The organism is Sphingobacterium sp. WOUb80 (genome assembly GCF_050058145.1).
Lineage (GTDB): Bacteria > Bacteroidota > Bacteroidia > Sphingobacteriales > Sphingobacteriaceae > Sphingobacterium.
The window spans coordinates 4,130,350-4,153,570 of sequence record NZ_CP165617.1 but is presented as its reverse complement, the minus strand read 5'-3'; the positions used below and the strand labels follow the sequence as shown (position 1 = coordinate 4,153,570).

The following is a 23,221-nucleotide window of genomic DNA, read 5'->3' as shown; positions in this document are numbered from 1 at the left end:
TCCTATGCTATAACTAAAATTCGCCAAATTGCAGAAATGGCCATACAAAGAAAAGCCAGCGGTGTCAATACTTTCCAGCATAAACTCATCAGCTGGTCTGCACGTAACCGCGGTAATGTCCATCGAATCCACATTTGGATACCGACAATAAATAATGATTTGGCTAAGGTCCAAAATATTCCCCAAGCTAAGCCCGTGGTCCAATCAGCCAGCCTTATCGTGCCAATATTGGGTAACGGTGTGTTCCAGCCCCCCAAAAAGAGAACGACACCCAACATGGAGACCAAAAACATCATGGCATACTCCGCCAAAAAGATAAAGGCAAATTGTATCCCCCCATATTCTGTATGGAAACCACCCACCAACTCAGATTCGGCTTCCGGAATATCAAAAGGAGCACGATTACACTCGGCGAGAGTTGCAATAAAGAATATAATGTAGGTAATAATCAAATGTGGGGCCTGAAAAATGTTCCAAGCGAAGAGACCGCCAATTTCATTGACCTCCCAAATGCCTAGGAACTTAATGCTTCCATTGGTTAAAATACCTTGGCCAATGGCGATTTCATTCAAGTTTAGGGTTTGGGTAAGCATCACTACAGCAATCAGGGAAAGGCCTACCGGTATTTCATAGGATACCATTTGTGCTATGGCACGCATGGAACCCAATAAAGAATATTTGTTGTTAGATCCCCAGCCTGCCATTAAAATGCCTAAGGCGTCAATGGAGATGATGGCCATAATAAAGAACAAGCCCGTATGTGTATTCGCCGGGATAAAATCTTTGGCCCAGGGAATAACAGCAAAACCTGTAAATACAGCAACGAAAATAATGATAGGAGCAATCCTAAAGAGGATTTTATCGGCTGATGAGGGGGTAATTAATTCTTTTTGGAGCAGTTTAAGAATGTCGGCGATCGTTTGGAGACTGCCATACTTTCCTGTTTCCATTGGTCCTAGGCGATCTTGTACGAATCCGGCAATCTTTCGTTCGGCGTATACTGCAAACAAGGTGAAGGCTGCTATAAAGGTGAAAATAGCAATGGGAACCAAGATATGTAGTATTGTATCTAACAAGTCTTATTTATAATGATTTTTAATAAGCGACCAATGAATACGCAAACTTAACGAAAAACAGGGAATTTAGATAAGGAAAAATTAAAATATACTTAACAAGTAGATTATCGTGACAATAACGTAACGCATAGCAAGGCTATATTGGTCGGATGGACGATTTTGGATCAATTGGAAGGAACAATATAAATGGTATGAAAATAAAAAAGCACCCCGAAGGATGCTTTTTTAGGATATAAATCAAAATCGGATTAACGATTTGAAAATTCAACGTAATCGCGTTCAGTGTGGCCAACATATACTTGTCTTGGACGACCGATAGGCTCTTTGTTTTCACGCATTTCTTTCCATTGTGCAATCCATCCCGGTAGACGGCCTAAAGCAAATAATACGGTAAACATATCTGCTTTGAAACCTAACGCACGGTAGATGATACCTGAATAGAAATCAACATTTGGATAAAGTTTTCTGTCGATGAAGTATTGGTCATTCAATGCCGCTTCTTCTAATTTCTTCGCGATATCCAATACAGGATCTTGAACACCTAATTTTTCCAAGATATCATCACATGCTTTTTTGATGATTTTAGCACGAGGGTCGAAGTTTTTGTAAACACGGTGACCGAATCCCATTAAACGGAAAGGATCGTTTTTGTCTTTTGCCTTAGCAAGATATTTTTCAGCATCACCACCATCATTTTTAATGGCTTCAAGCATCTCGATTACGGCTTGGTTTGCACCGCCATGCAATGGACCCCATAATGCATTGATACCTGATGCAACAGATGCATAAAGGTTTGCATTGGATGAACCAACGATACGAACCGTAGATGTCGAACAGTTTTGCTCATGATCAGCATGTAAAATCAACAATTTGTGCATGGCGTCAATGACAACAGGATCAAATGTTTTTTCATCATTCACTTCTCCAAACAGCATGTTTAGGAAGTTGTCAATGTAGCCAAGATTATTTTTTGGATAAACAACAGGGTGACCTAATGATTTCTTTTGAATCCAAGAAACGATTGTTGGCATTTTTGCCAAAAGGTTGATGATCGTTTGATCTTCTTCTTCGTCTGTTAAGTTTGGATTTAAAGATTCTGGATAAAATGCCGACAATGCGCCTACTAAGCAAGAAAGCTGACCCATTGGGTGAGATTTGGACGGGAATCCAGCGAAGAAATTTTTCATATCTTCGTGGATCATCATTTGCTTCTTGATGTCAGCTCTGAATTTTTCCAATACTTCTTTTTTCGGAAGCTCTCCATAAATCAACAAATAAGCAACTTCCAGGAAAGTTGATTTCTCTGCCAACTGCTCAATTGGATATCCTCTATATCTCAATATGCCTTTTTCACCGTCAAGGAAAGTAATCGCACTTTTCGTTGCACCTGTATTTTTGTATCCTGGGTCTAACGTAATAAATCCGCTTAGATCTCTTAATTTGGAAATATCAACTGCTTTTTCATTTTCAGTACCGACAATGACCGGAAGGTCATACGAAGTGCCGTCTAAATTTATAGATGCTTTATCTGACATGTTTATATATTATCTTATATCTGATTTGTTATGCTAATCTCACAAATTTAACTATTTGATATTTAAAATTGAAAGTTCTTTTAGAATTAAAATGACATGATTGCGTCATTTTGGATAATATTCACTAATTATTTACTTAAATAAGCAAATAATTTATTCAAATTTAACATTATCTTATTCTGCAAAAATATCAATCGATTTTTCTTTGTGCAACCTTTCCTTTGTCTTCATAGTTGCCCTGTTTACCTGATCCGAAAAAGGGTATGATGACAAAACAAACCAGAATAATGGAAGTCAGTGTCAGAATTCCTGTGGTCCACAATATTTTGCTGAAATTTTCTGCATCTAATAGTTGAATGCCCCAGAGCCCCAAAAGGAAATAGGTGGCCACGAAAAGTATCACCAGTGTGAATAATATGCCGAATATGTATTTCATACCTGAATTAATTTATTTGTTATGAATGGATTCGCCACAGTATAATTGAGTCGAATCGTCCGATGAATATCCCTTAATACATTATATTTTGTTGAGAATCTGTTTTTTTAATGTATCGAATTCTTCTTGGGTAATGATATTCTCACGGAGCAGCAGCTGCAGCTTCTGGAGTTTCTCGACAAAGTCGCCCTCTTGCTGAATATGATCTTTGATCTCCTCTTTTTGAAGGTCAAATTGCTTTCCGAGTTCCATGCCGACTCCCAGTTGTGCACCTACACCGGCGATTCCCCCTTCATTTTTAGCCGCATCGCGTAGTGCCCGTAATTTTTCCAATTCAACATAGCTTAAGCCTGCCTGTTGTGCCGCTTGTGTCTGTGTGCTTAAATCTGCTATTTCTCCAATTCTTCGTTGTGTATTAGCATCAAATTGAGTCCCTAAAATTTTGAAATCCGTGATGTCGAGACCAAGGTCTTTAAAGTCTTGTTCAACAGCGGTCTTGATGTCGTTGGATAGCAGTCCCAGTTGACTGTCAATCTCATTATAACCTAGTTTCTTTTGTGCAATCTGCGCAATAATTTGTTGGGGAATCCGATTATTGATGATGTCTTGAATGACAGCTGTGCTGACCGTATTTTGGTTAGCCACAATGTTTTTGTAGAAATGCACGGGTTCTTTGATCAGGTAGGAGAATGTTCCATTCAAGCCGATTTCTATGGGTAAGTTATAGTGCGGGTCGATGTATTTAATCGGAGATCCTGTACCCCAGGACTGATTAACGATAGCGGCCGTGCGAAAAAAGTAGATGTAAAGTTTATGTTCGGATTCAAAATTTTGCCGCAAGCGCGCTAAAGTGGTGAAAAATGGATGGTTATCCGTTTTTAGGTTGTATGTACCGGCCTCGGTCAGGAGGTTTTCACCTTTTCCTTCGTAGACAAGGATGCAGCCCTGGCCTGGAGCGAGAATCAGCTTGCTGGAATTTTTGATCTCATTCTTCTCCGATGGAAATTTATACCATAGTAATCGAGGATCCTGGTTTTTCCACTCGATGACCTCAGAAAGCTGGTTGTTAAAAAGATTAAATAGTCCCATAGTGTTTAATTTAGTGTGTCGAATTTAGGGTTATACCCTTCAAACTTGTTGATTTGTTTGCCATTATTATCAAAATAATAATAGCTGCTCCCGTCTTTTACGATAAAACCATCCTTTAATAGGCACCCATTTCCATAAATAGACTTCAGGTCTGTGCTGATCGTTTTTTGTATGGCACCTGTTGTTATATCCAGCAGCTGTATCTGTAAGGGGTCGTCTTCAGCAGGTGTCGGTTTATACGCAATGAGGAGCGTTTTGTCGTTTTGTGCGACCACCACGGGCTGAAAATAGAGCCTTCCCGGTGTAAAGTCTTTGAAACTAATCAGACGGGCTCCTTTAAATTGCCATGGATTGATCAGCACCTTTTTGTAGGGGTCACGGTCGGTGAAAATACCTGATCCGCCATAGTCCTTATCCCAAGAAAAGCGCGGGCTATCTTTGGGAAATCCATATTGGTATTGGTAGCTGTACTGGATTAACTGAATTTTTTCCTCTGGATAGTAACTGGATTTACTTGAAAAGGTGAATTCCGTTTTTGTCGTTGGATTGGGCAGTTTTTTCCTTCTTTCGTCATATAGCTGCTTATCGGGAATAGATTTGTTGATTAAGGGATAGTAAGCTAAATTTTGCCCTTCATTGTTGATAATTTGATAGGCAGAACCATAGTCTTCGTATTTAAATTCAACTTTCGCGATGCCTGTGCTTAAAGACGGCGCATCTTTTACATAGTTCTCCAGTACACTTTTATAAGTGAGTGTATTTCTGTCAAGCTGATAAATGTATTTGGATTTGACGATAATATAAAGATTCTGATCTTCAAATACCTGAAGTTTGACATCGCTGCTCGACAGTTCGACAGGAGTTTCCATCAACGTCTTTACCCATTCTTTTTTACCGGTTTTGGGGTCGAAGAGTCCAATATAAACTTTGTTGTCCTTGCCTTCGTCCATTCGATTCCTGAACGTCCCAACGTTACCGACGACAACGACATGCGGCGCATTATCTTTGCCCAGAAATAACATGTTGCTCGCATAATTCCATTCCAATGGTTCGGCTTCTTCTTTTTTTTCTGGTGTGTTGGAGGAGCTGTAAGTTGAATAATTCGGTTCCGGCTTTTTAGAAAAGATAGCGCTTAAACCACCGATGACGAACATAAGTGCAACAAAACCTACTATCGCAAATAATACGATTCGAATGGCTTTATATTGATCTTGGTTATTACGTGGGTAGTTATAGTTGTGGTTGATATTGATGTCATCGCTATCCAGAAAAAATTCTGTTCCGCAGCTATCACATTTGTAATAATCGGGACGTAATGTAGTGATTTTTATGCTTCCGCAATGCGGACATTTGATCGCTTTGATATTTTTAGCCATTTATCTTTTTTGTATTTGTTTTGAACCATGCATTTAGCGCAGAAGGTCCGACTGATTGCTCTCAATTTTGCACAGTGAAAACGCCTGTTTTTTCAATTGATGAACGATTGATGAATGAATTTAGTATTAAAATAAACGTATCACAAATTTTCTGCCAGCTAACTTATATTCGTCGGATTTGAGTTTAAATACGCAAGAAATGAGCCATTTCTTTTTTTAAGCGTTGGAGGTACTGCTATTTAGCATGGATTTATAAAACAGGGAAAAATATTTTTTGTATTTACGAATTATTCGTAGATTAGTGAAAGATTAGAAAAAGGAAGATAAAGACATGGAAAAATTAACAGCACAGGAAGAGCAGGCAATGCAATCTATTTGGAGCCTAAATGGAGGTTTTATAAAAGAGATCTTGGATAATGTAAAAGGCGAGAAGATGCCCTATACAACTTTGGCTTCTACAGTGAAGAATTTAGAACGCAAGGATTTTGTGAAAGCAGTACGCTATGCCAATGCCAAGCGCTATGAGCCAATGGTGAGTGAGGAGGATTATAAGGCTAAGTTTATGAACTCCTTTGTGGGCGATTATTTCAAAAATTCCTATAAGGAGATGGTTTCCTTTTTTGTACAGGAAGAAAAACTGACCGCCGATGAGTTAAAGGAGATCATGGACATGATTAAGCATAATAAATCTTAATAGCATGGAAAGTCTACTAACCTATATTATACAAGTCAATCTCTTGTTGGGTATTATCTATCTAGGATATATGGGGCTATTGAAAGGCTTGACCTTCTATTTTTTAAATAGAGTCTACTTTTTAGTAGGTGGGCTATTTGCTTTTGTATATCCATTTCTGGATTTAAAGTCTTTGTTTGTACAGCGTGGGCTGGATATGGGGGTGGTAGGCGAGCAAATTTCGCTTTATATGACGGAACCGGAGGTTCAGCAGCAGCTGACGTTAGGAAGGTTGGTGGAAATCGTGTTTATGGTCGGTGCCGTTTTATTGTTATTAAAATTTGTATTTCAATTAGTGAGTTTATTGCGGATTCATCTGAATTCGAGGTCCGATCAATGGAGGACCTACCTATTCAGGAATGTATTGATTCCTATCGTTCCATTTTCGTTTTTGAATAAAATCTATGTTAATAAGGAACAGCATCTGGATGCTGAACTAAAAGATATTTTTAAGCATGAGGATATTCATGTGAAAGGCCTTCACAGTTTGGATATTTTATTGTTTGAAATGATATTGGTGTGTTGTTGGTACAATCCTTTCGTCTGGCTCATGCGCAGGGCCATTCGCCAAAATTTGGAGTTCCTGACTGATCAACAGGTTCTCGATAAAGGAATTGACAAGCAGACGTACCAATACAGCCTATTGAATGTGTCCAAAAAGGGCACTTCAGTAGGGTTGAGCAATCAATTTAATTTTAAACTTTTAAAACGTCGCATTATGATGATGAACAAGAAACGATCATCGAAAATAGAATTGAGTAAGTATGCTTTTCTTTTACCTGTATTTTTATTGACTGGGGCAGCATTTACGGTAAGTAAAGCCGAGGGCAGTATAGAAAACGTGGTCGATAAGGTAAATGAGACGGCTGTTATCGACTTGAACAGAGATTTACAGGTTGATGTTTCCTTGCCAGCAAAGATGGTCAGTAAGGTAAATAAGCCTTTAGTGGAATTGAATACCATAGAATTAAAAAAAGATACTGTAAAATCCAAGAGTGGAGCAGATACTATTCATTTTCGGACAAGTATGAAATTCGAAAAGGAGCCTCTCTATATTGTAGAAGGGAAGGAGGTTAATCCAACTATTATGGCTGCTATCCCGGGATCGGAAATCCAGTCGATCGATGTGATTAAAGATAATGGAAAGGCAATATATGGCGAAAAGGGTAAGAATGGAGTTATTCTTGTTACGTTGAAGAAAAAAGGTTCACCTACGATCACCAATCAGACACTTACCTTTACCTATGATAAAAAAGAAGATGTCGGTAACGCTGTCAAGACGGTGGCGAAAGGGGAGCCTTCGGAAGTTGTCGTGACGGGTTATAAAAAAGAAGATGCGAATGCACCGGAGCTCAAGGGAAAGGTACAAGGAGTTGTAGTCTATATGAAGGGACAATCTACAGATCTTGAGCCGGGCAAGTTTGGTGCCCGTAGTATTGGTGGGATTAAAGGAGATCCGCTATTTGTTGTTGACGGAAAAATTGTCGCGGACTACAGCAAGGCTAAAGAGATCGATCCGAATACAATTGGTCATATATCGGTCTTAAAAAATCAACCTGCCACTGCACTCTATGGTGATCAGGGAAAGGATGGCGTTGTTATTATTACCACCAAGGCATATGCAAAAGAACATCCTGAAGCGGTGTCTTCTGATGTAGAGGACCGTCTATCTGGAAAAGTGAAAAAAGTAATTAAGACCGAGTTGGAGAAGGAAAAAGGTGAAGCGGTTAAGAAAGAACAGGGGCAATAGTCCATTCAATAAGAAAAAGCCGATTTATTCGGCTTTTTCTGACTTATTTTGTATTAAGATTCGTCATGGTCAGCTCGATGCCGATATTGACGAAACTCTGGATCATTTTAACGGAATGGTCAATTAAAGCTGGTAGCTCAGCTTGTTCTTCTTTGTCAAAAGGGCCAAGGACATAATCTACCTGCCTGCCTTTTGGGTAATTATCTCCGATCCCAAAACGCAAACGGGGATACACCTGTCCGCCGCAGAGTTGTTCAATGGATTTGAGCCCGTTATGACCGGCACTGCTTCCTTTGGGTTTCATGCGTAATGAGCCAAATGGAATAGCCAGATCATCCACAATAACCAATACATTCTGAATTGGAACTTTACATTGTTGCATGTAATAGTTGACAGCCTTACCACTCAAGTTCATGTAAGTCGTGGGCTTAATCACGGTGACATTGTGCCCTCTTTGCTTAAACTCGCTATAATAAGCTAATTTTAGTAAGGAGAAACTGGCACCGGCCTGTTTAACAAGTTCATCAGCTACCATAAAACCTATATTATGCCGTGTGTCGGCATATTCACTGCCGATGTTGCCTAATCCAACGATAAGATAATTCATGACGCAAAAATAGAAATTTTAACAGAAATGAAAGTGAAAAAAAAAGCACCGAATTTCGGTGCTTTCTGTAGTATTTTAAGAATCTTGTTCAGATTATTTTTTACCACCTTTAGTTGCTTTAGCTGCTTCTTGTTCAGCTTGACGCAATGCACGAGACATGATTACTGATACAATTGTATCATCAGCATTGTTCAATACTTTTGCGTTTTCCAATTGAATTTGACCTACACGAACTGATTTACCAACTTCTAAAGATTCCATTGGTACAGCAATTTCTTGTGGTAAGTTTGCAGGTAATGCTTTTACGCGTAAATTACGTAATTTTTGAACTAATTTACCCCCCATTTTAACACCTGGAGAAGTTCCTGTCAATTTGATAGGAATATTTAATGATACTTCTTTGTCATCAAATAATTCTAAAAAGTCGATGTGAGTAACTAGGTCAGTTAATGGGTGGAATTGTGCATCTTGAACGATAGCTCTTTTAGTTTGACCTTCAATGTTTAATTCAACAATGATTACGTCTGCAGTATAAAGAACTGGTTTCAAATCAGCTGCGGATACAGAAAGAGCTGTTTGCTCGGTACCACCGTAAAGTACTGCTGGTACTAAACCTTGGTAACGCAATTCTTTTGCATCTCTTTTCCCTACGTTCTGTTCTTACAGAACCGCTAATAGCAATTGATTTCATCTTTTAATTTTTTATAAATTTGAGGTGCAAAGATAATCTATTTTTTGATATTACCAAAAAATGTGATCGATATTAGCTCGAAAACAGGCACTTATTCAAGATCTTCAACTTTTCTATGTTCATGATTGCGCTCATTCAACTTTGCTTGTTTAGCCTAATGTATGACCAAATTGATACCATTTCCTATGTTAAGACTAGAATAAAACTATTTTAGCAGGGATATAACAGGGGGTTAACAGGGATTTACCCCTGTTAACCCCCTGTAAATACCTTGTTAATATAGAAGTTAATATAAATCAAGTGTTAACTCCTATACGAGTTAAAAAAGCTGCTCGCTTGTTGTTAAAAGATAGGGGGCAAGCGGAATAGTGCTTCTAAAGGTTTGTCGCTTTTAAAAAAGGGTGGGCTGGTGCCATACAAAAAAAACTCTGGTCGTTCCGCCAAATGCTTCCCGTACCAGAGTCCAATATTTAATAGCTACAACGAGACGTTTATTCTACTTCAAATAAATCGGAGATAGAAGAGTGTTGATTTACGCTTTTGATAGCTTTTGCAAATAAATCAGCTGTTGATAACACTTTGATTTTGGTTGACTGTTTTGCTTTTTCTGGATCCAATTGAATGGTATCAGTCACAATCATTTCCGACAATACAGAATTTTCAATTGTTTCATAAGCCTTTCCTGATAGCACAGCGTGCGTACAAACTGCTCTTACAGATCTTGCACCATTTTCCATAATCAATGCCGCTGCTTTTGAAAGTGTACCGGCTGTATCACAGATGTCATCGATCAATACAACATCCTGACCTGTTACGTCACCGATGATAGACATCGATTCGATTTCGTTCGCACGTTTACGACGTTTGTCACAGATAATAACTTCTGCATTGAAAAATTTAGCAAAGGTACGTGCTCTGTATGAACCACCCATATCTGGTGAAGCAATCGTTAGATTTGGAAGTTTTAACGATTTGATATAAGGAACAAAAATGATAGAGCCATCCAAATGGTCAACAGGGATATCGAAAAAACCTTGGATTTGTGCTGCGTGTAGGTCCATCGTCATGATGCGGTGGATACCAGCTGCAGTCAACAGATTGGCGATCATTTTTGCGCCAATAGCAACTCTTGGTTTGTCTTTTCGATCTTGTCTTGCGAAACCAAAGTAAGGGACTACCGCTGTGATATAATGCGCTGAAGCTCTCTTCGCTGCATCTGTCATCAATAATAATTCAAAAAGATTGTCGGTAGGTTGGTTGGTGGATTGGATGATGAATACATCGCTTCCGCGAACTGATTCATTGTAGAAAGGTTGAATCTCACCATCGCTAAAACGCGATAATGTTTTGTCTCCTAGTGGTTTCCCGTAAGATTGTGCGATTTTTTCGGCTAGTTCTGTAGTGCCAGAACCTGCAAATAGTTTAACCGTGTTGAATTGCAAAGGCATGGTTTTGTATATTTATGTTGGGTTATTGTATTGTCGTTTATTCAATATTTTTATTCCCTTACTGTTTTTTAAAGTTAAACATTAAAAAAAATGGATTGTTTTCACAATCCATATACGCTTAACTTTAAAAGTTGTCCGACCTGGATTCGAACCAAGACAAACAGAACCAAAAACTGTTGTACTACCCTTATACTATCGGACAATGTCTCTAAAAAGTCAACGTTTCCGTTTTTCTCTTTTTGACGACGCAAAGATAGAGATTTGTTTTAAAAATCAAAATGTAAATTTAAAAAAATCTAAACCCTTTTATAAATAATAAGCCTTGCATATAACGCAGAAAAGGCTTGCATTTGCAAGCCTTTTCTATTGTTTGTTGTCCGACCTGGATTCGAACCAAGACAAACAGAACCAAAAACTGTTGTACTACCCTTATACTATCGGACAAACAATACCAAAAGTGTTTTCTATCGTGATGATGTCGTTCACATTTGATGATGCAAATATACGGACTATTCTTATTTCTGCAAATAAAAATGAACTCAAAAGTGCATTGGGGCTGATTTTCAAAGAAATAATTTTTGTTTTTATCTAAAATGAAGGGTCTGGTTGCTGTATTTCTTTCCGGATTTTCGTTTCCAATAGACTATGTTGCATATCATTCACCTGTAAAGTGCCTAATATCGCTGGGGACAGAAATGTTTTTTTAATTAAGATGTGTTAAAAAATCAGAATAAAGTTCATTTCTTATTAACTTATCCTTATTTTCGAGCCGTATTAATAATACTTTTTACAGTTATCATTTTATGAACTATACTAAAATCAACAATCTTTTAGGATGGATATGTGCGCTAATTGCAACTGTAGCGTATGTCATGACTGCCGAACGATCGACGAGCTGGTGGGACTGTGGTGAGTTTATCGCTTCAGCCTTTAAGCTTCAAATTGTGCACCAGCCAGGAGCACCTTTATTCTTAATGATTCAAAATATCTTCTCAAACCTTGCCGGTGGGGATGTTACGCGAATTGCGTTCTGGATGAATGTAGGCTCGGCGGTATGTAGTGGTCTGACCATTTTGTTTTTGTTTTGGACAATAACAGCCTTAGCAAAGAAAATCGTTGTAAAGGGTGTTGATGGATCGTATACATCAACCGATTTAATCAAAATATTCGGCTCGGGTGCTGTAGGCGCCTTAGCTTACGCATTTACAGATACATTTTGGTTTTCTGCGGTGGAATCTGAAGTATATGCCATGTCTTCTTTATGTACAGCGGTTGTATTTTGGGGCATTCTAAAATGGGAAAACCACGCCGATGAAGCTGGTTCGGACCGCTGGTTGATTTTTATCGCCTATGTAATGGGGCTTTCCATTGGAGTTCACTTACTGAACCTTTTGGTTATTCCTGCAATTGCTTTGGTTATTTATTTTAAACGGTCGAAAACAGTTACATCATCAGGGGCAATCAAAGCATTCTTAATTGGTGTCGTTGTCTTGGCGTTGATTTTATGGGGTATTATTCAATATACCGTTAAAGCGGCGGCATATTTTGATCTGTTCTTTGTGAATAGTTTGGGCATGGGCTTCGGTACAGGCTTCAACCTATTTATGGTTTTGGCCATAGCCCTTTTTGTCTACGGTATCTGGTACTCGATCAAGAAGGTCAAACCTATGCTGAATCTGATCCTGATCAGTGCAGCATTTATCATTTTTGGTTATAGCTCTTTTGCCATGATCATGGTACGTGCCAAAGCAAATCCTACGTTAAATAACAGTGATCCGGATAATGCGTTCTCCTTTGTAAGTTATCTCGGACGTGAGCAATATGCAAGTGAGCCTCTTTTAAACGGGCCTACATTTGATGCGCAGGTAGTTGATGCGGAGCCGACTTATACGTATAGAAAAGATAAGGATAAGTATACAAAAGTGGAGAACGGCATGGACTATAAATATGATAAAACCATGTTTTTTCCGCGTGTTTACAGTTCTAGGGATCAGGGCCATATTGATTATTACCGTGATTATTTAAAAATACCTGACGGGCAGTCTCCGACGTTTGGTGATAATTTGAAGTTCTTTTTCAGTTATCAGATCGGACATATGTACGGACGTTATTTCCTATGGAATTTTGCTGGCCGTCAGAATGACCAACAGGGTCAAGGGTCGTTTACAGAAGGTAATTGGATCTCAGGTGCTAAACCTGTAGACCAAATGCATGTCGGTGGACAAAATGCCATTCCAGATTCATTGAAGACTGATCCTTCGAATAACAAATATTATTTCTTGCCTTTGATTATTGGTTTAATCGGTGCATTTTGGCATTTTGGAAAGAGACAGCGCGATGCGGGAATCGTGGGCTTGCTGTTTTTCTTTACAGGCTTAGCAATTGTATTGTATTTGAATCAAAGTCCGCTTCAACCTCGTGAGCGTGATTATGCTTATGCAGGTTCATTTTATGCCTTTGCGATCTGGATCGGTTTGGGGGTATTTGCAATCGCTGATTACTTGAGCAAAAAAGTAGATGGTAAAGTGGCTGCCGGTGCTGCTACCGTAGCTTGTCTATTGGGTGCTCCAGTATTGCTGGGATTTCAAAACTGGGACGATCACGATCGTTCGGAAAAAACTACTGCACGTGATCTTGCTAAAAATTATTTGGCTTCTTGTGCGCCAAATGCCATCTTGTTCACCTACGGTGATAACGACACCTATCCTTTGTGGTATGTACAGGAAGTTGAGAATTATCGTCCGGATGTACGCGTGGTGAACTTAAGTTTGTTGAGTTCGGACTGGTACATGCGTCAGATGAAACAGAAAGTGAATCAGGCAGACGGCTTACCGATCAATATCGACGACGAAAAGTTCAAAAAAGGCGTGCGTGAAGTCCTTTACTATCAGGATATGAAAGTACCTGGGCATGTGGATCTGGATTTGATTATGCAGATTTTATTGTCCGACGATCAAAAGAACAAATTGGAGTTGAGAGGGGGTAAGTTCGAAAACTTCCTGCCAACGAAGAACTTTAGCCTTCCGGTGAATAGAGAGTCTGTTCTCAAAAATAATGTAGTGCCTAAAGCTTGGCAGGAATCCATTGTAGATACAATGAGCTGGACCTACAACAGAAATTATATCTCTAGAGCCGAACTGTCTATCTTAAATGTGTTGTTAAATAACGATTGGAAACGTCCGATCTATTTCGCAACGACCGTTCCAAATGATAATTACCTTGGTCTGGATAAATATTTGGTGCAAGAAGGTTTTGCATTGCGTTTAATGCCGATTGCTACGCCTGCTGGAGCGGAAGGTACACTGGTCGATACGCAGTCTGCTTTTAAAGATATTACAACGAAATATCAATGGGGCAATATGGCGCATGCTTCTTACTTGGATCCGGAATCGTATCGTATGATTACCATGATTACAAATACAGTAATGGGTGGTACAGCGACACAATTGATGATGGAAGGGCATAAGGATGAGGCGCGCAAAGTCGCTGTTGAAACTTATGAGAAGATGCCAAAACGTGTTTATTTGATGCGTGATGTTTTAGGGTATATTCCAATTATCAATGTACTGTATGAAACTGGCGAAACCAAACGTGCAAATGAGATCGTAAACCGCAATTTGAAGTTTATGACACAGAATATGCGTTGGTATCAGGATATTGCCCAGACCAAACCTGAACTCGAGTATTCAAATATTGGTACTGCTTTACGGGCTTTGGGTGCTTATAAGAGTATCTTGGCCTCTACTTCGGAGAAGCAATTGCTGCAGCAAGTGACCGATTTAGAGAAATCATATAAACAACAATATGGTGTCGAATAACAGTTAAAGACATTATTTTACTATAAGACGCTGCCCTTTGCTGCAGGCCTTCAAAAAAAGAAATTTATTTTTTGAAAGCGATGTAGGAAAGGGCAGCTTTTTTTTGATTATTTTTTCTTAGCTTAAGGGCGTATAAACCAGCCTGAATTAGGATGAAACACCCCTGTTGAAAAGCATATTTACTTATGAAAAATACGGGGGATTCTATATGGCCTTTACAACCACTGAAGGTGGTATAGCTGCCCCAATGATGGTGAAAATCAATACTTAATAAATAATTATTTGCATATGAAGCGTCAGTTAAAATTGTGGGATGCAGTTATGCTGGTCATGGGATCAATGATCGGAAGCGGTATTTTTATTGTCTCGAGTGATATGATGCGGCAGCTGGGCTCCGGATATTGGTTGGCGGTCGTCTGGCTGTTGACTGCATTGGCTACAATTGCGGCAGCAATATGTTATGGTGAATTGTCGTCCATGTATCCGAAGGCTGGGGGGCAATATACCTATCTGACAGAAATATTTGGGAAGCCAATTGGCTTTTTATATGGGTGGAGCTTGTTCACCGTCATTCAAACGGGGACTATCGCTGCGGTTGCTGTTGCCTTTGGTAAGTTTACCGCCTACCTTATTCCGCGGCTGAATGACGCAGCTCCGCTGTTTCAGCGTGGAGAGTTTAAGATTACCTGGATCCAGATTCTCGCTATGGGGGTTATTATGCTGCTTACCTTTATCAATACAAGAGGGATCAAAAGTGGGAAAACCGTTCAATCCTTTTTTACTTCTGCAAAAATCATTGCGCTGATTTTATTGATTGTAGGTGGCTTGTTGTTGATTAAAGAAAATCACTTTTCGGAAAATATGGCGTATGGCTGGGATTCTTTTCAAAATTTAAAAGGTGCTGGCTGGTCGCAAATCTCCGGGGGAGCATTGATGGGGGCATTAGCTGCAGCAATGGTCGGTTCGGTATTTAGCAGTGTGGCCTGGGAAAATGTAACTTTTGTTTCCGGCGAGATTGTCAATCCGCAGCGTAATGTTGTTCGGGCATTGGTTATCGGTACGAGCCTGGTAATGTTGCTTTATATCAGTTGTAATTACATTTACCTGGCGGCTTTAAATCGTGAGGAGATTGCTTTCGCAGCCAATGATCGCGTTGCCATTGCCGCCGCGGAAAAAATGTTGGGGCATAGCGGGACGATCGCCATGGCAATTTTGGTTATGATCTCTACCTTTGGCTGTGTCAATGGACTTGCGCTTTCAGGAGCACGTGTTTTTCAGACCATGGCAAAAGATGGCTTATTTCTGAAGCAAGCTATTCCCAATAACAAATATGATGTGCCTGCAAGATCACTATGGCTACAGGGAATCTGGGCCTCCCTGCTTTGTCTAAGCGGACAATACGGCAATTTACTTGATATGATATCCTTTGTTATCGTGATATTTTATATGATTACTGTGCTTGGTGTTATTATACAACGTCTCCGAAGACCGGATCTGGAACGCAGCTATAAGACTTTCCTCTTTCCGGTGACACCAATCTTGTACTTGCTGATCGGTACAGTATTTTGTGTGTTGTTGATTATTTATAAACCACAATATACCTGGCCTGGCTTTATATTGGTGCTCATTGGGGTACCTGTATACTTTTTTGCACGGAATAATAAAAATACACAGGCAGACTAGTGATCACAAGCTGTAAAGTGTCGATTTCGCATAGGGCTGTCTGCAGAGAAAAATGGGAAATCTGCATCGCTAAAATCAGATGGACATAGGAGCAGGGAATCATGCAAATATTGAAATTAATTGCCCTTCATGGCTTCATTTTTGTTAAAAAAAGTGTAGCTTTGCTCAAACATTCCCATAATGAAACAGTCGATTTTATTAGACGGACCAAAATTTCAAATCACAATTCAAAGACTATGTCGTCAATTGATTGAGAATCACGGTGATTTTTCAAATGCTGTCGTCATAGGTATTCAGCCCCGAGGAACTTTCTTAGCTCGACGTATAGTCAAAGAGCTCGAGCAGATGATCGGAAAAGAGATTTTAGTTGGTGATTTGGATATTACCTTTTATCGCGATGACTTCCGAACAAAAGGGAATGCCGGCCCGCTCTTAGCAAATAGCACAAATATCAATTTTATTGTAGAAGGTAAAGACGTCATTTTTATAGATGATGTTTTATGGACAGGACGTACTATTCGTGCCGCGATGGATGCTGTACAGGCATTCGGCCGGGCAAGAAGCATAGAGTTGCTTGTTTTGGTCGATCGTCGATTCTCTAGACAGATCCCTATTCAGCCTGATTATATCGGAATACAGGTAGATTCTATTGATTCACAAAAAGTAATTGTTAACTGGAAAGAATCCGAGGATCAGGATAGTATTATCTTGATTACGGAGAAGAAAACTTCAGCTAGCGACTAGTATTGGTGTAGCAAGATTCTAGAGGTATTGTAGACTCTTGGAGAAGCACACTGTCAATAAAAAATGATTAGTAAATATTTGAATATACTATAAAATGTCATCTGTAGCAGAACAATTAAGCACCCGCCATTTATTGGGGATCAAAGATCTAAATGAGAAAGATATCCAATTGATCCTGGATACAGCAAGCAATTTCAAAGAGGTATTAAATAGGCCAATCAAAAAAGTCCCTTCATTACGGGATATTACGATTGCAAACGTGTTTTTTGAGAATTCAACGCGGACACGTCTGTCCTTTGAACTTGCTGAAAAAAGACTTTCTGCAGATATTGTTAATTTTGCGGCATCTTCGTCTTCCGTAAGCAAAGGCGAAACACTCATCGATACGGTCAATAATATTCTTGCCATGAAGGTCGATATGATTGTGATGCGACATCCCTATGCCGGAGCAGGGGTATTTCTAAGTAAACATGTGGATGCACAGATTGTCAATGCAGGTGACGGTGCACATGAACATCCTACGCAAGCTTTGCTTGACTCTTTTTCGATTCGTGAGCGCTATGGTGATGTAGCCGGCCGTAAAATCGCTATCGTTGGAGATATCACACATTCACGTGTTGCATTGTCCAATATCTTATGTCTTCAAAAGCAAGGGGCAGAAGTGATGGTGTGTGGTCCAACAACATTAATTCCCAAACATATTACTTCATTAGGTGTAAAAGTTGAGCACGATTTGAGGAAAGCGCTGAACTGGTGTGATGTGGCAAATATGTTACGGATTCAATTGGAACGTCAGGATATTGCCTATTTTCCTTCCCTAAGAGAATACTCCATGCTATATGGACTCAATAAAGAAATTCTGGATTCTCTGGAGAAGCCGATCACAATTATGCATCCCGGACCAATCAATCGGGGTGTTGAGATTACATCGGATGTCGCGGATAGCGAACATTCCATTATTTTGGATCAGGTTGAAAATGGTGTTGCTGTGCGTATGGCTGTCTTGTATCTACTAGCAGGACAACGCGGATAGTTGAAGCTTCGTTCTATTACCCCTGTGGGGATTCGAAATGAGGTTATACTGTTTTCTAATTCAGCAATATTATGCCTGACTTTATTTTTTGTCGGGCATATTTTTTGTGCAAAATTTCCGTTATAATACAGGGTTATACACAGATGTTAATAACTTTTGTGTAAAATAGCTCAATTAAAGTATAATTTAGTAAAATGAATAAAACTATCTCCCTGAGAAGTGGAGGTTTGAATTGATTTTCAATAAATTTTGATCTATCTTCAAGCCATCAAAGGCGGTAGAGTTTTGATGAATTTGAATTTAAATCAAATGATCGTTTTTTGGAGGGAGATTCACTTACATTTGCAGATAAATAACATATTAAGGTTTCACATATTATGTATAAGAAGATTTACCAGGTGGGAGTTGCATTAACCGTTATGGCGACGCCAGCATTAGCGCAACAGACAGAATGGCAACAAATCAACAAGGCGTACAAAACAGGGATGGAATTGTATGAACGCGGAAAATTTAGTTCTGCTTCAGCACAATTTGACCGGGTTGAAGCGTTGAGGACAAAATCCAATTTACAATTGGACGAAACAGAGGAACTGTCTTTGTTGAAAGAGAACGTACGGTATTATCAAGCGGTTTGTGCCTTGGAATTGGGCGAATCCGATGCCGAAAACCGTTTTCTAAAATACATTAAAGATTTCCCTGTCAGTGCAAATGCTAAAGCGGCTTATTTTCAGATCGGTAAATCCTATTATGCTAAAAAAGATTATGTTAAAGCACTAGAGTGGTTTAACAAAATCGATAGCAAAAATTTGGCAGGTAAGGAAAATGTCGAATATCGCTTTAAATATGGATATGCTTCCTTTATGACAAAGGATTATAAAACGGCGAAACCATTATTTGAAGGATTGAAAGATCAAAAAACTGAATTTCAGGAAGCTTCGATTTATTACTATGCTTACTTATCGTACTTAGACGCAGAGTATAAAACCGCATTGAATGAATTTGAACGTCTGAATGGATCGAAACAATTCGAAAATAGCTATCCTTACTATATCACGGCCTTGTATTTCTTGGATAAACGCTATGATGATGTGCTGGACTACGCATTGCCAATTCTCTCAAGAACGAAACAAGAAAACGAAACAGAGATGTTCCGTATTATCGCGGCAACGTACTTTATTAAGGGTGATTTAAAAACATCAAAAGAATATTACGATAAATTCCAGGCACAAGATCAAGGTAAGACGCAGAATAATCAGGATAGCTACCAAATTGGTTACATTGCCTATAAATTGAAGGATTACGATAAGGCGATCACCGAATTGGAAAAAATGACTGATCCTGATGCATATTATCAATCTGCGATGATTACCCTGGGTGATTCTTTCTTGAAGAAAGGCAATAAGCAATCTGCACGTAACGCATTTTTCCGTGCCTCGAAATTGGATTTTGATCCTGCAATGCAAGAAGAGGGTTTATTCAATTATGCTAAGCTTTCGTATGAATTGGAATTTCACCAAGTGGCCTTAGCATCGACACAGGAATACCTAAAAACGTATCCAAAATCCAAACGTTTGGAGGAAGCGAAAACCCTGCTTGCAGAAGTATTGTTGAGTACAAAAAACTACCGCGAGGCAGTTGATATTTTGGAATCTATCCCTAAGCGTGGAAAAGAAGCAAACGCAGCTTATCAAAAGGTGACTTACTATAGAGGTTTGGAATATTATAACGAACGTGCTTTTGAAAATGCAATTTCCCTATTCATGCGCTCCGAAGAGTTCCGTTACGATGAGGAAATTTATGCCTTAGCAACCTACTGGAAAGCGGAAGCGATGTACGAAGTTCGTAAATACGGTGAAGCGGTTACAAACTTCAATAAATTTTTACGTTTACCAGGCGCCAGCAAAACGGATGTTTACAGCTATGCCAATTATGCATTAGCCTATGCGGCTTTCCGTAATGGTAACTACAGCACTGCGGCAAATTACTTCGAGCGTTTCTTAGCGTCTGGTGGTTCGAAAGGAATAGAACTGAACACACGTAATGATGCAATTGCTCGTTTAGGTGATTCTTATTTCTCTTCGAAAAACTACGGTAGAGCATTAACAGAATACAATAAACTGATCTCCTCTAAAGCTCCTAGTCAGGATTACGCGTTATTCCAGCGAGGTATTATTCAAGGATTACAAGGGGATAACAATGGTAAGATCTCAACATTGAATGCTGTTATTTCACAATTCCCGAGTTCTAATTATGCCGATGACATTGCATTTGAGATTCCTTATACTCGTTTCTTGATGGGGGAAAGTGATCAGGCAATTGCTGGTCTTCAAACGATGGTAGAAAAATATCCGCGTAGCAGTTATGTGCCGCGTGCTTTGGTGACGATTGGTCTGGTTCAATACAATCAAGATAACAATGATGCCGCATTGGCAACTTTCCAACGTGTAGTCGATCAATATGCATCAACCGACGAAGCAAGACAGGCCATGCGTTCCATTGAGAACATCTATTTGGACAAAGGCGACGCAACAGGATATATCAAATATGCTACGGGAACAAATTTGGGTGACGCTTCGAAATCTGAGCAAGACTCACGTTCATTCTCTACTGCGACAACTTTATTCTCCAGAGGTAATTATCAAGGTGCAGTGGAAGCTGTAAATGCATATTTCGACAAATTCCCGAAACCAAATCAAGAGAAATATGCACGTTTTGTTCGTGCTGAAAGTAACGCAGCTTTGGGCAATACAGAAGATGCACTACATGATTACAATATTATCTTGAATGACTGGACATCTCCTTATACAGAACGCACGTTGATTTCGGTGTCCAATTTGTATTTGAAACAAAAGAAATATAACGAAGCGACACAGCTGTTGAAAAAACTGGAGCTTACTTCTGAATATAAGTCTAACTATGGTTTTGCAATCAACAACCTCATGGTCTCTTATTACCAAATTGGAGATTATAAGGAAGCCTTAAATTATACCAATGCGGTTAAGAATTACGAGAAGTCTTCGGAAGAGGAGATCGCAAATGCCTTCTTGTATGCCGGTAAATGTTATGTGAAGCAGAATAAGAAAACTGAAGCAATGAAAGAATTCAGTTTAGCAGCATTAAAGAGCCGTACAGTCTTTGGGGCGGAAGCAAAATACAATGTTGCAGTTCTGCAATTGGAAAATAAACAGTACGATGCTTGTATTAAAACAGCAATGGATTTATCTGATAATTTTTCTTCCTACGAATATTGGGTAGCAAAGAGCTTTATCACTATGGCTGATGCTTATGCAGGTAAAGGAGATTCTTTCCAGGCGAAAGCTACACTTGAATCGATTGTGGAAAACTATGATGCGAAAGACGATATTTTGCCAGCAGCAAAAGAACGTCTAAATAAATTGAACAACAAAAAGAAATAGGATATAATGAAGAAGTTGCAAAATAGAAACGTGAAGAAATATACTTTAGCAGCGCTTTTGATGGGCGTGGGATTGAATTCTTTTGCACAGGAAACAGGCAAGAAGAATGATCCTGAAAAACCGGTCACTATCGATTCTTTTGATGTTGTTCGTGATTATAAGCCAATTCTTGCGGATGCTGTAAAAATCCGCCGCAGCCCGGATATGACCAATAAAAGGGAATACCAACCCAAATTGTCCTACAATAATATTTTGGACAAGAAATTGGATATCAATACAGGTTTGAAACAATTGAATGTACAAGAGATTCCTTTTGCACAACCTTTTGAGCATAGTAGCAACTATGTCAAATTTGGTATCGGTAACTATAATAGTATTTTGGGCGAGGCTTATTTAGCTTCTGAACAGTTTGAAAACACACGTTTTGGCTTATTTGCAAAGCATTTGAGCCAAAAGGGTAATATTGATGGACAGAAGTTCAGTACACAGGATATCGGTATCTTTGGCCGCCGTGTATTGGATGCCGTCACCGTTAAAGGTACCCTTGGATACAATCGTTATGGAACAAATTTCTACGGTCAGACCTTTGATCAATCAGGAACAACCTTGTTGAATACAACTCCGGATAAACAGACTTTTACAGATATCTATTTGAATGGGGAGCTGTCAAGTAATGTGGATCCAAAAAATGAGCAGGCATTAAGCTATTCCGCAAAAGTTGATGGCTATTTGTTTAAAGATGCCTACAAAGCCAAAGAAAATTCGATTGCGTTATCTGGTTATTTGAACAAGCGTTTAAGTGCATTCAATGTTGGTGCAAATTTAAGCGTGACAATGAATAACGTGAAAGATAGTGCCGAGGTGAAAAATCACTTAGCAGTTATCAATCCATATATTCGTTTTAAGGGCGACAACTATAACGTAACCTTGGGGGCGAATTTAACTTCTGAATTTGGCGATAGCTCAAGATTCAATATTTTCCCATCAGTGGAGGCTGATTTTGCTTTGGCACCTGAATACATCTCTTTGTTTGCCGGAATTAATGGTGGCGTAAAACAAGCATCTTTCCGTAGTTTCGCTAAAGAGAATCCGTATTTGGCTCCTAACGCTAAAATGATCAACTCGATTGAGAAAATGAATGTTTATGCGGGTTTAAAAGGAAATGCTGGCGCAACATTTGGTTATAAAGTAAAGGTATTCTACAAGCAGATAGAGGGACTGCCTTTATTTAAAAATAGTGCATTTGGCGATAGTCAAAATGGTTATGTTCCTTGGGCTTTTGATGTTGTTTACGATGGCGTGATCAATAAGGCTAAACATATGGGATTGGAAGGAGAAATCAATGTACGTCTTTCTCAACTGGTTAATCTAGGCGGAAAAGTGTATATAGATGATTATAAATTGAGTGACGAGGAAGAAGCATGGGGATTGCCAAAATTCCGTATGCAGGCTAATGCACGCTTCAACATTTCCGATAAATTTTTCGTAGATGCTGAACTTTCTACACAAGGCAATACCTATGCGTATATTTATGATTATAACACAGATGGCAGTCGTATTGCCAACAGTGGGCATAAGGCAACAATAGGCTCGTTTGCTGATCTTAATGCAGGCGCAGAATACAGAATCAAAAAACAATTTGGTATTTTCGTCAAAGCAAATAACATTTTTGGAAAAGAATACGAACGTTATATGTATTACCCAAGATTGGGCTTTAATGTAATTGGTGGTCTTAATTATTCGTTTTAACGAATTAAGATTATAAATTTGCATCTTAAACATAGTG

At 39.1% G+C, this 23,221-nt stretch carries 15 protein-coding genes and 1 pseudogene; 8 read left to right on the top strand and 8 right to left on the bottom strand.

Features of this window, described 5'->3' with window-relative positions:
• Positions 1-2: 2 nt before the first annotated feature.
• The 5 genes from nuoH to AB1Z56_RS17425 form a co-directional block, all read right to left on the bottom strand.
• The gene (gene nuoH / locus AB1Z56_RS17445) at positions 3-1,076 is read right to left on the bottom strand and encodes an NADH-quinone oxidoreductase subunit NuoH (RefSeq protein ID WP_426789749.1); all 1,074 of its coding nucleotides are present in this window, start codon (positions 1,074-1,076) and stop codon (positions 3-5) included.
• Positions 1,077-1,324: 248 nt separating this feature from the next.
• The gene (locus AB1Z56_RS17440) at positions 1,325-2,611 is read right to left on the bottom strand and encodes a citrate synthase (protein WP_075994228.1); all 1,287 of its coding nucleotides are present in this window, start codon (positions 2,609-2,611) and stop codon (positions 1,325-1,327) included.
• Between the two features lie 190 nt (positions 2,612-2,801).
• Complete coding sequence (locus tag AB1Z56_RS17435; protein WP_293902138.1) at positions 2,802-3,047, bottom strand: hypothetical protein; 246 nt, start codon at positions 3,045-3,047, stop codon at positions 2,802-2,804.
• Between the two features lie 81 nt (positions 3,048-3,128).
• Positions 3,129-4,136, bottom strand: a complete 1,008-nt coding sequence (locus AB1Z56_RS17430) for an SPFH domain-containing protein (RefSeq protein ID WP_309365964.1) — start codon at positions 4,134-4,136, stop codon at positions 3,129-3,131.
• A gap of 5 nt (positions 4,137-4,141) precedes the next feature.
• Positions 4,142-5,512, bottom strand: coding sequence for a hypothetical protein (locus tag AB1Z56_RS17425; protein WP_426789748.1), 1,371 nt, complete (start codon positions 5,510-5,512; stop codon positions 4,142-4,144).
• Positions 5,513-5,843: 331 nt separating this feature from the next.
• Between AB1Z56_RS17425 and AB1Z56_RS17420 the strand changes: the two genes are divergently transcribed.
• Both AB1Z56_RS17420 and AB1Z56_RS17415 read left to right on the top strand, forming a co-directional pair.
• Complete coding sequence (locus AB1Z56_RS17420; protein ID WP_075994224.1) at positions 5,844-6,206, top strand: BlaI/MecI/CopY family transcriptional regulator; 363 nt, start codon at positions 5,844-5,846, stop codon at positions 6,204-6,206.
• Positions 6,207-6,210: 4 nt separating this feature from the next.
• Positions 6,211-7,995, top strand: coding sequence for a M56 family metallopeptidase (locus tag AB1Z56_RS17415; protein ID WP_426789747.1), 1,785 nt, complete (start codon positions 6,211-6,213; stop codon positions 7,993-7,995).
• Between the two features lie 43 nt (positions 7,996-8,038).
• Here AB1Z56_RS17415 and pth read toward each other — a convergent pair whose 3' ends face one another.
• The 3 genes and pseudogenes from pth to AB1Z56_RS17400 form a co-directional block, all read right to left on the bottom strand.
• Positions 8,039-8,602 (bottom strand): aminoacyl-tRNA hydrolase, encoded by a 564-nt coding sequence (gene pth / locus AB1Z56_RS17410; protein WP_075994222.1) that lies wholly within the window; start codon positions 8,600-8,602, stop codon positions 8,039-8,041.
• Between the two features lie 93 nt (positions 8,603-8,695).
• Positions 8,696-9,293: pseudogene (locus AB1Z56_RS17405) on the bottom strand (50S ribosomal protein L25/general stress protein Ctc).
• A 491-nt stretch (positions 9,294-9,784) separates the two neighbouring features.
• Entirely contained in the window at positions 9,785-10,741 is a 957-nt protein-coding gene (locus tag AB1Z56_RS17400; RefSeq protein WP_309365974.1) for a ribose-phosphate pyrophosphokinase, read from the bottom strand.
• 803 nt (positions 10,742-11,544) lie between these two features.
• On the opposite strand from AB1Z56_RS17400, the gene AB1Z56_RS17395 reads away from it, so the two are divergent.
• The 6 genes from AB1Z56_RS17395 to AB1Z56_RS17370 all read left to right on the top strand — a co-directional run bounded on the left by AB1Z56_RS17395 (position 11,545) and on the right by AB1Z56_RS17370 (position 23,184).
• On the top strand, positions 11,545-14,559 hold the full coding sequence (locus AB1Z56_RS17395) for a protein O-mannosyl-transferase family (protein WP_426789746.1): 3,015 nt from the start codon (positions 11,545-11,547) through the stop codon (positions 14,557-14,559).
• Between the two features lie 288 nt (positions 14,560-14,847).
• Entirely contained in the window at positions 14,848-16,242 is a 1,395-nt protein-coding gene (locus AB1Z56_RS17390; RefSeq protein ID WP_426789745.1) for an APC family permease, read from the top strand.
• A gap of 180 nt (positions 16,243-16,422) precedes the next feature.
• On the top strand, positions 16,423-16,986 hold the full coding sequence (pyrR, locus tag AB1Z56_RS17385; protein WP_293902174.1) for a bifunctional pyr operon transcriptional regulator/uracil phosphoribosyltransferase PyrR: 564 nt from the start codon (positions 16,423-16,425) through the stop codon (positions 16,984-16,986).
• Between the two features lie 94 nt (positions 16,987-17,080).
• Positions 17,081-18,019, top strand: coding sequence for an aspartate carbamoyltransferase catalytic subunit (locus AB1Z56_RS17380; protein WP_293902177.1), 939 nt, complete (start codon positions 17,081-17,083; stop codon positions 18,017-18,019).
• Between the two features lie 377 nt (positions 18,020-18,396).
• On the top strand, positions 18,397-21,435 hold the full coding sequence (locus AB1Z56_RS17375; RefSeq protein WP_426789744.1) for a tetratricopeptide repeat protein: 3,039 nt from the start codon (positions 18,397-18,399) through the stop codon (positions 21,433-21,435).
• Positions 21,436-21,441: 6 nt separating this feature from the next.
• Positions 21,442-23,184 carry a TonB-dependent receptor gene (locus tag AB1Z56_RS17370; RefSeq protein WP_309365981.1) on the top strand — a complete coding sequence of 581 codons (1,743 nt, stop codon included), beginning with the start codon at positions 21,442-21,444 and terminating at the stop codon, positions 23,182-23,184.
• Positions 23,185-23,221: the final 37 nt, after the last annotated feature.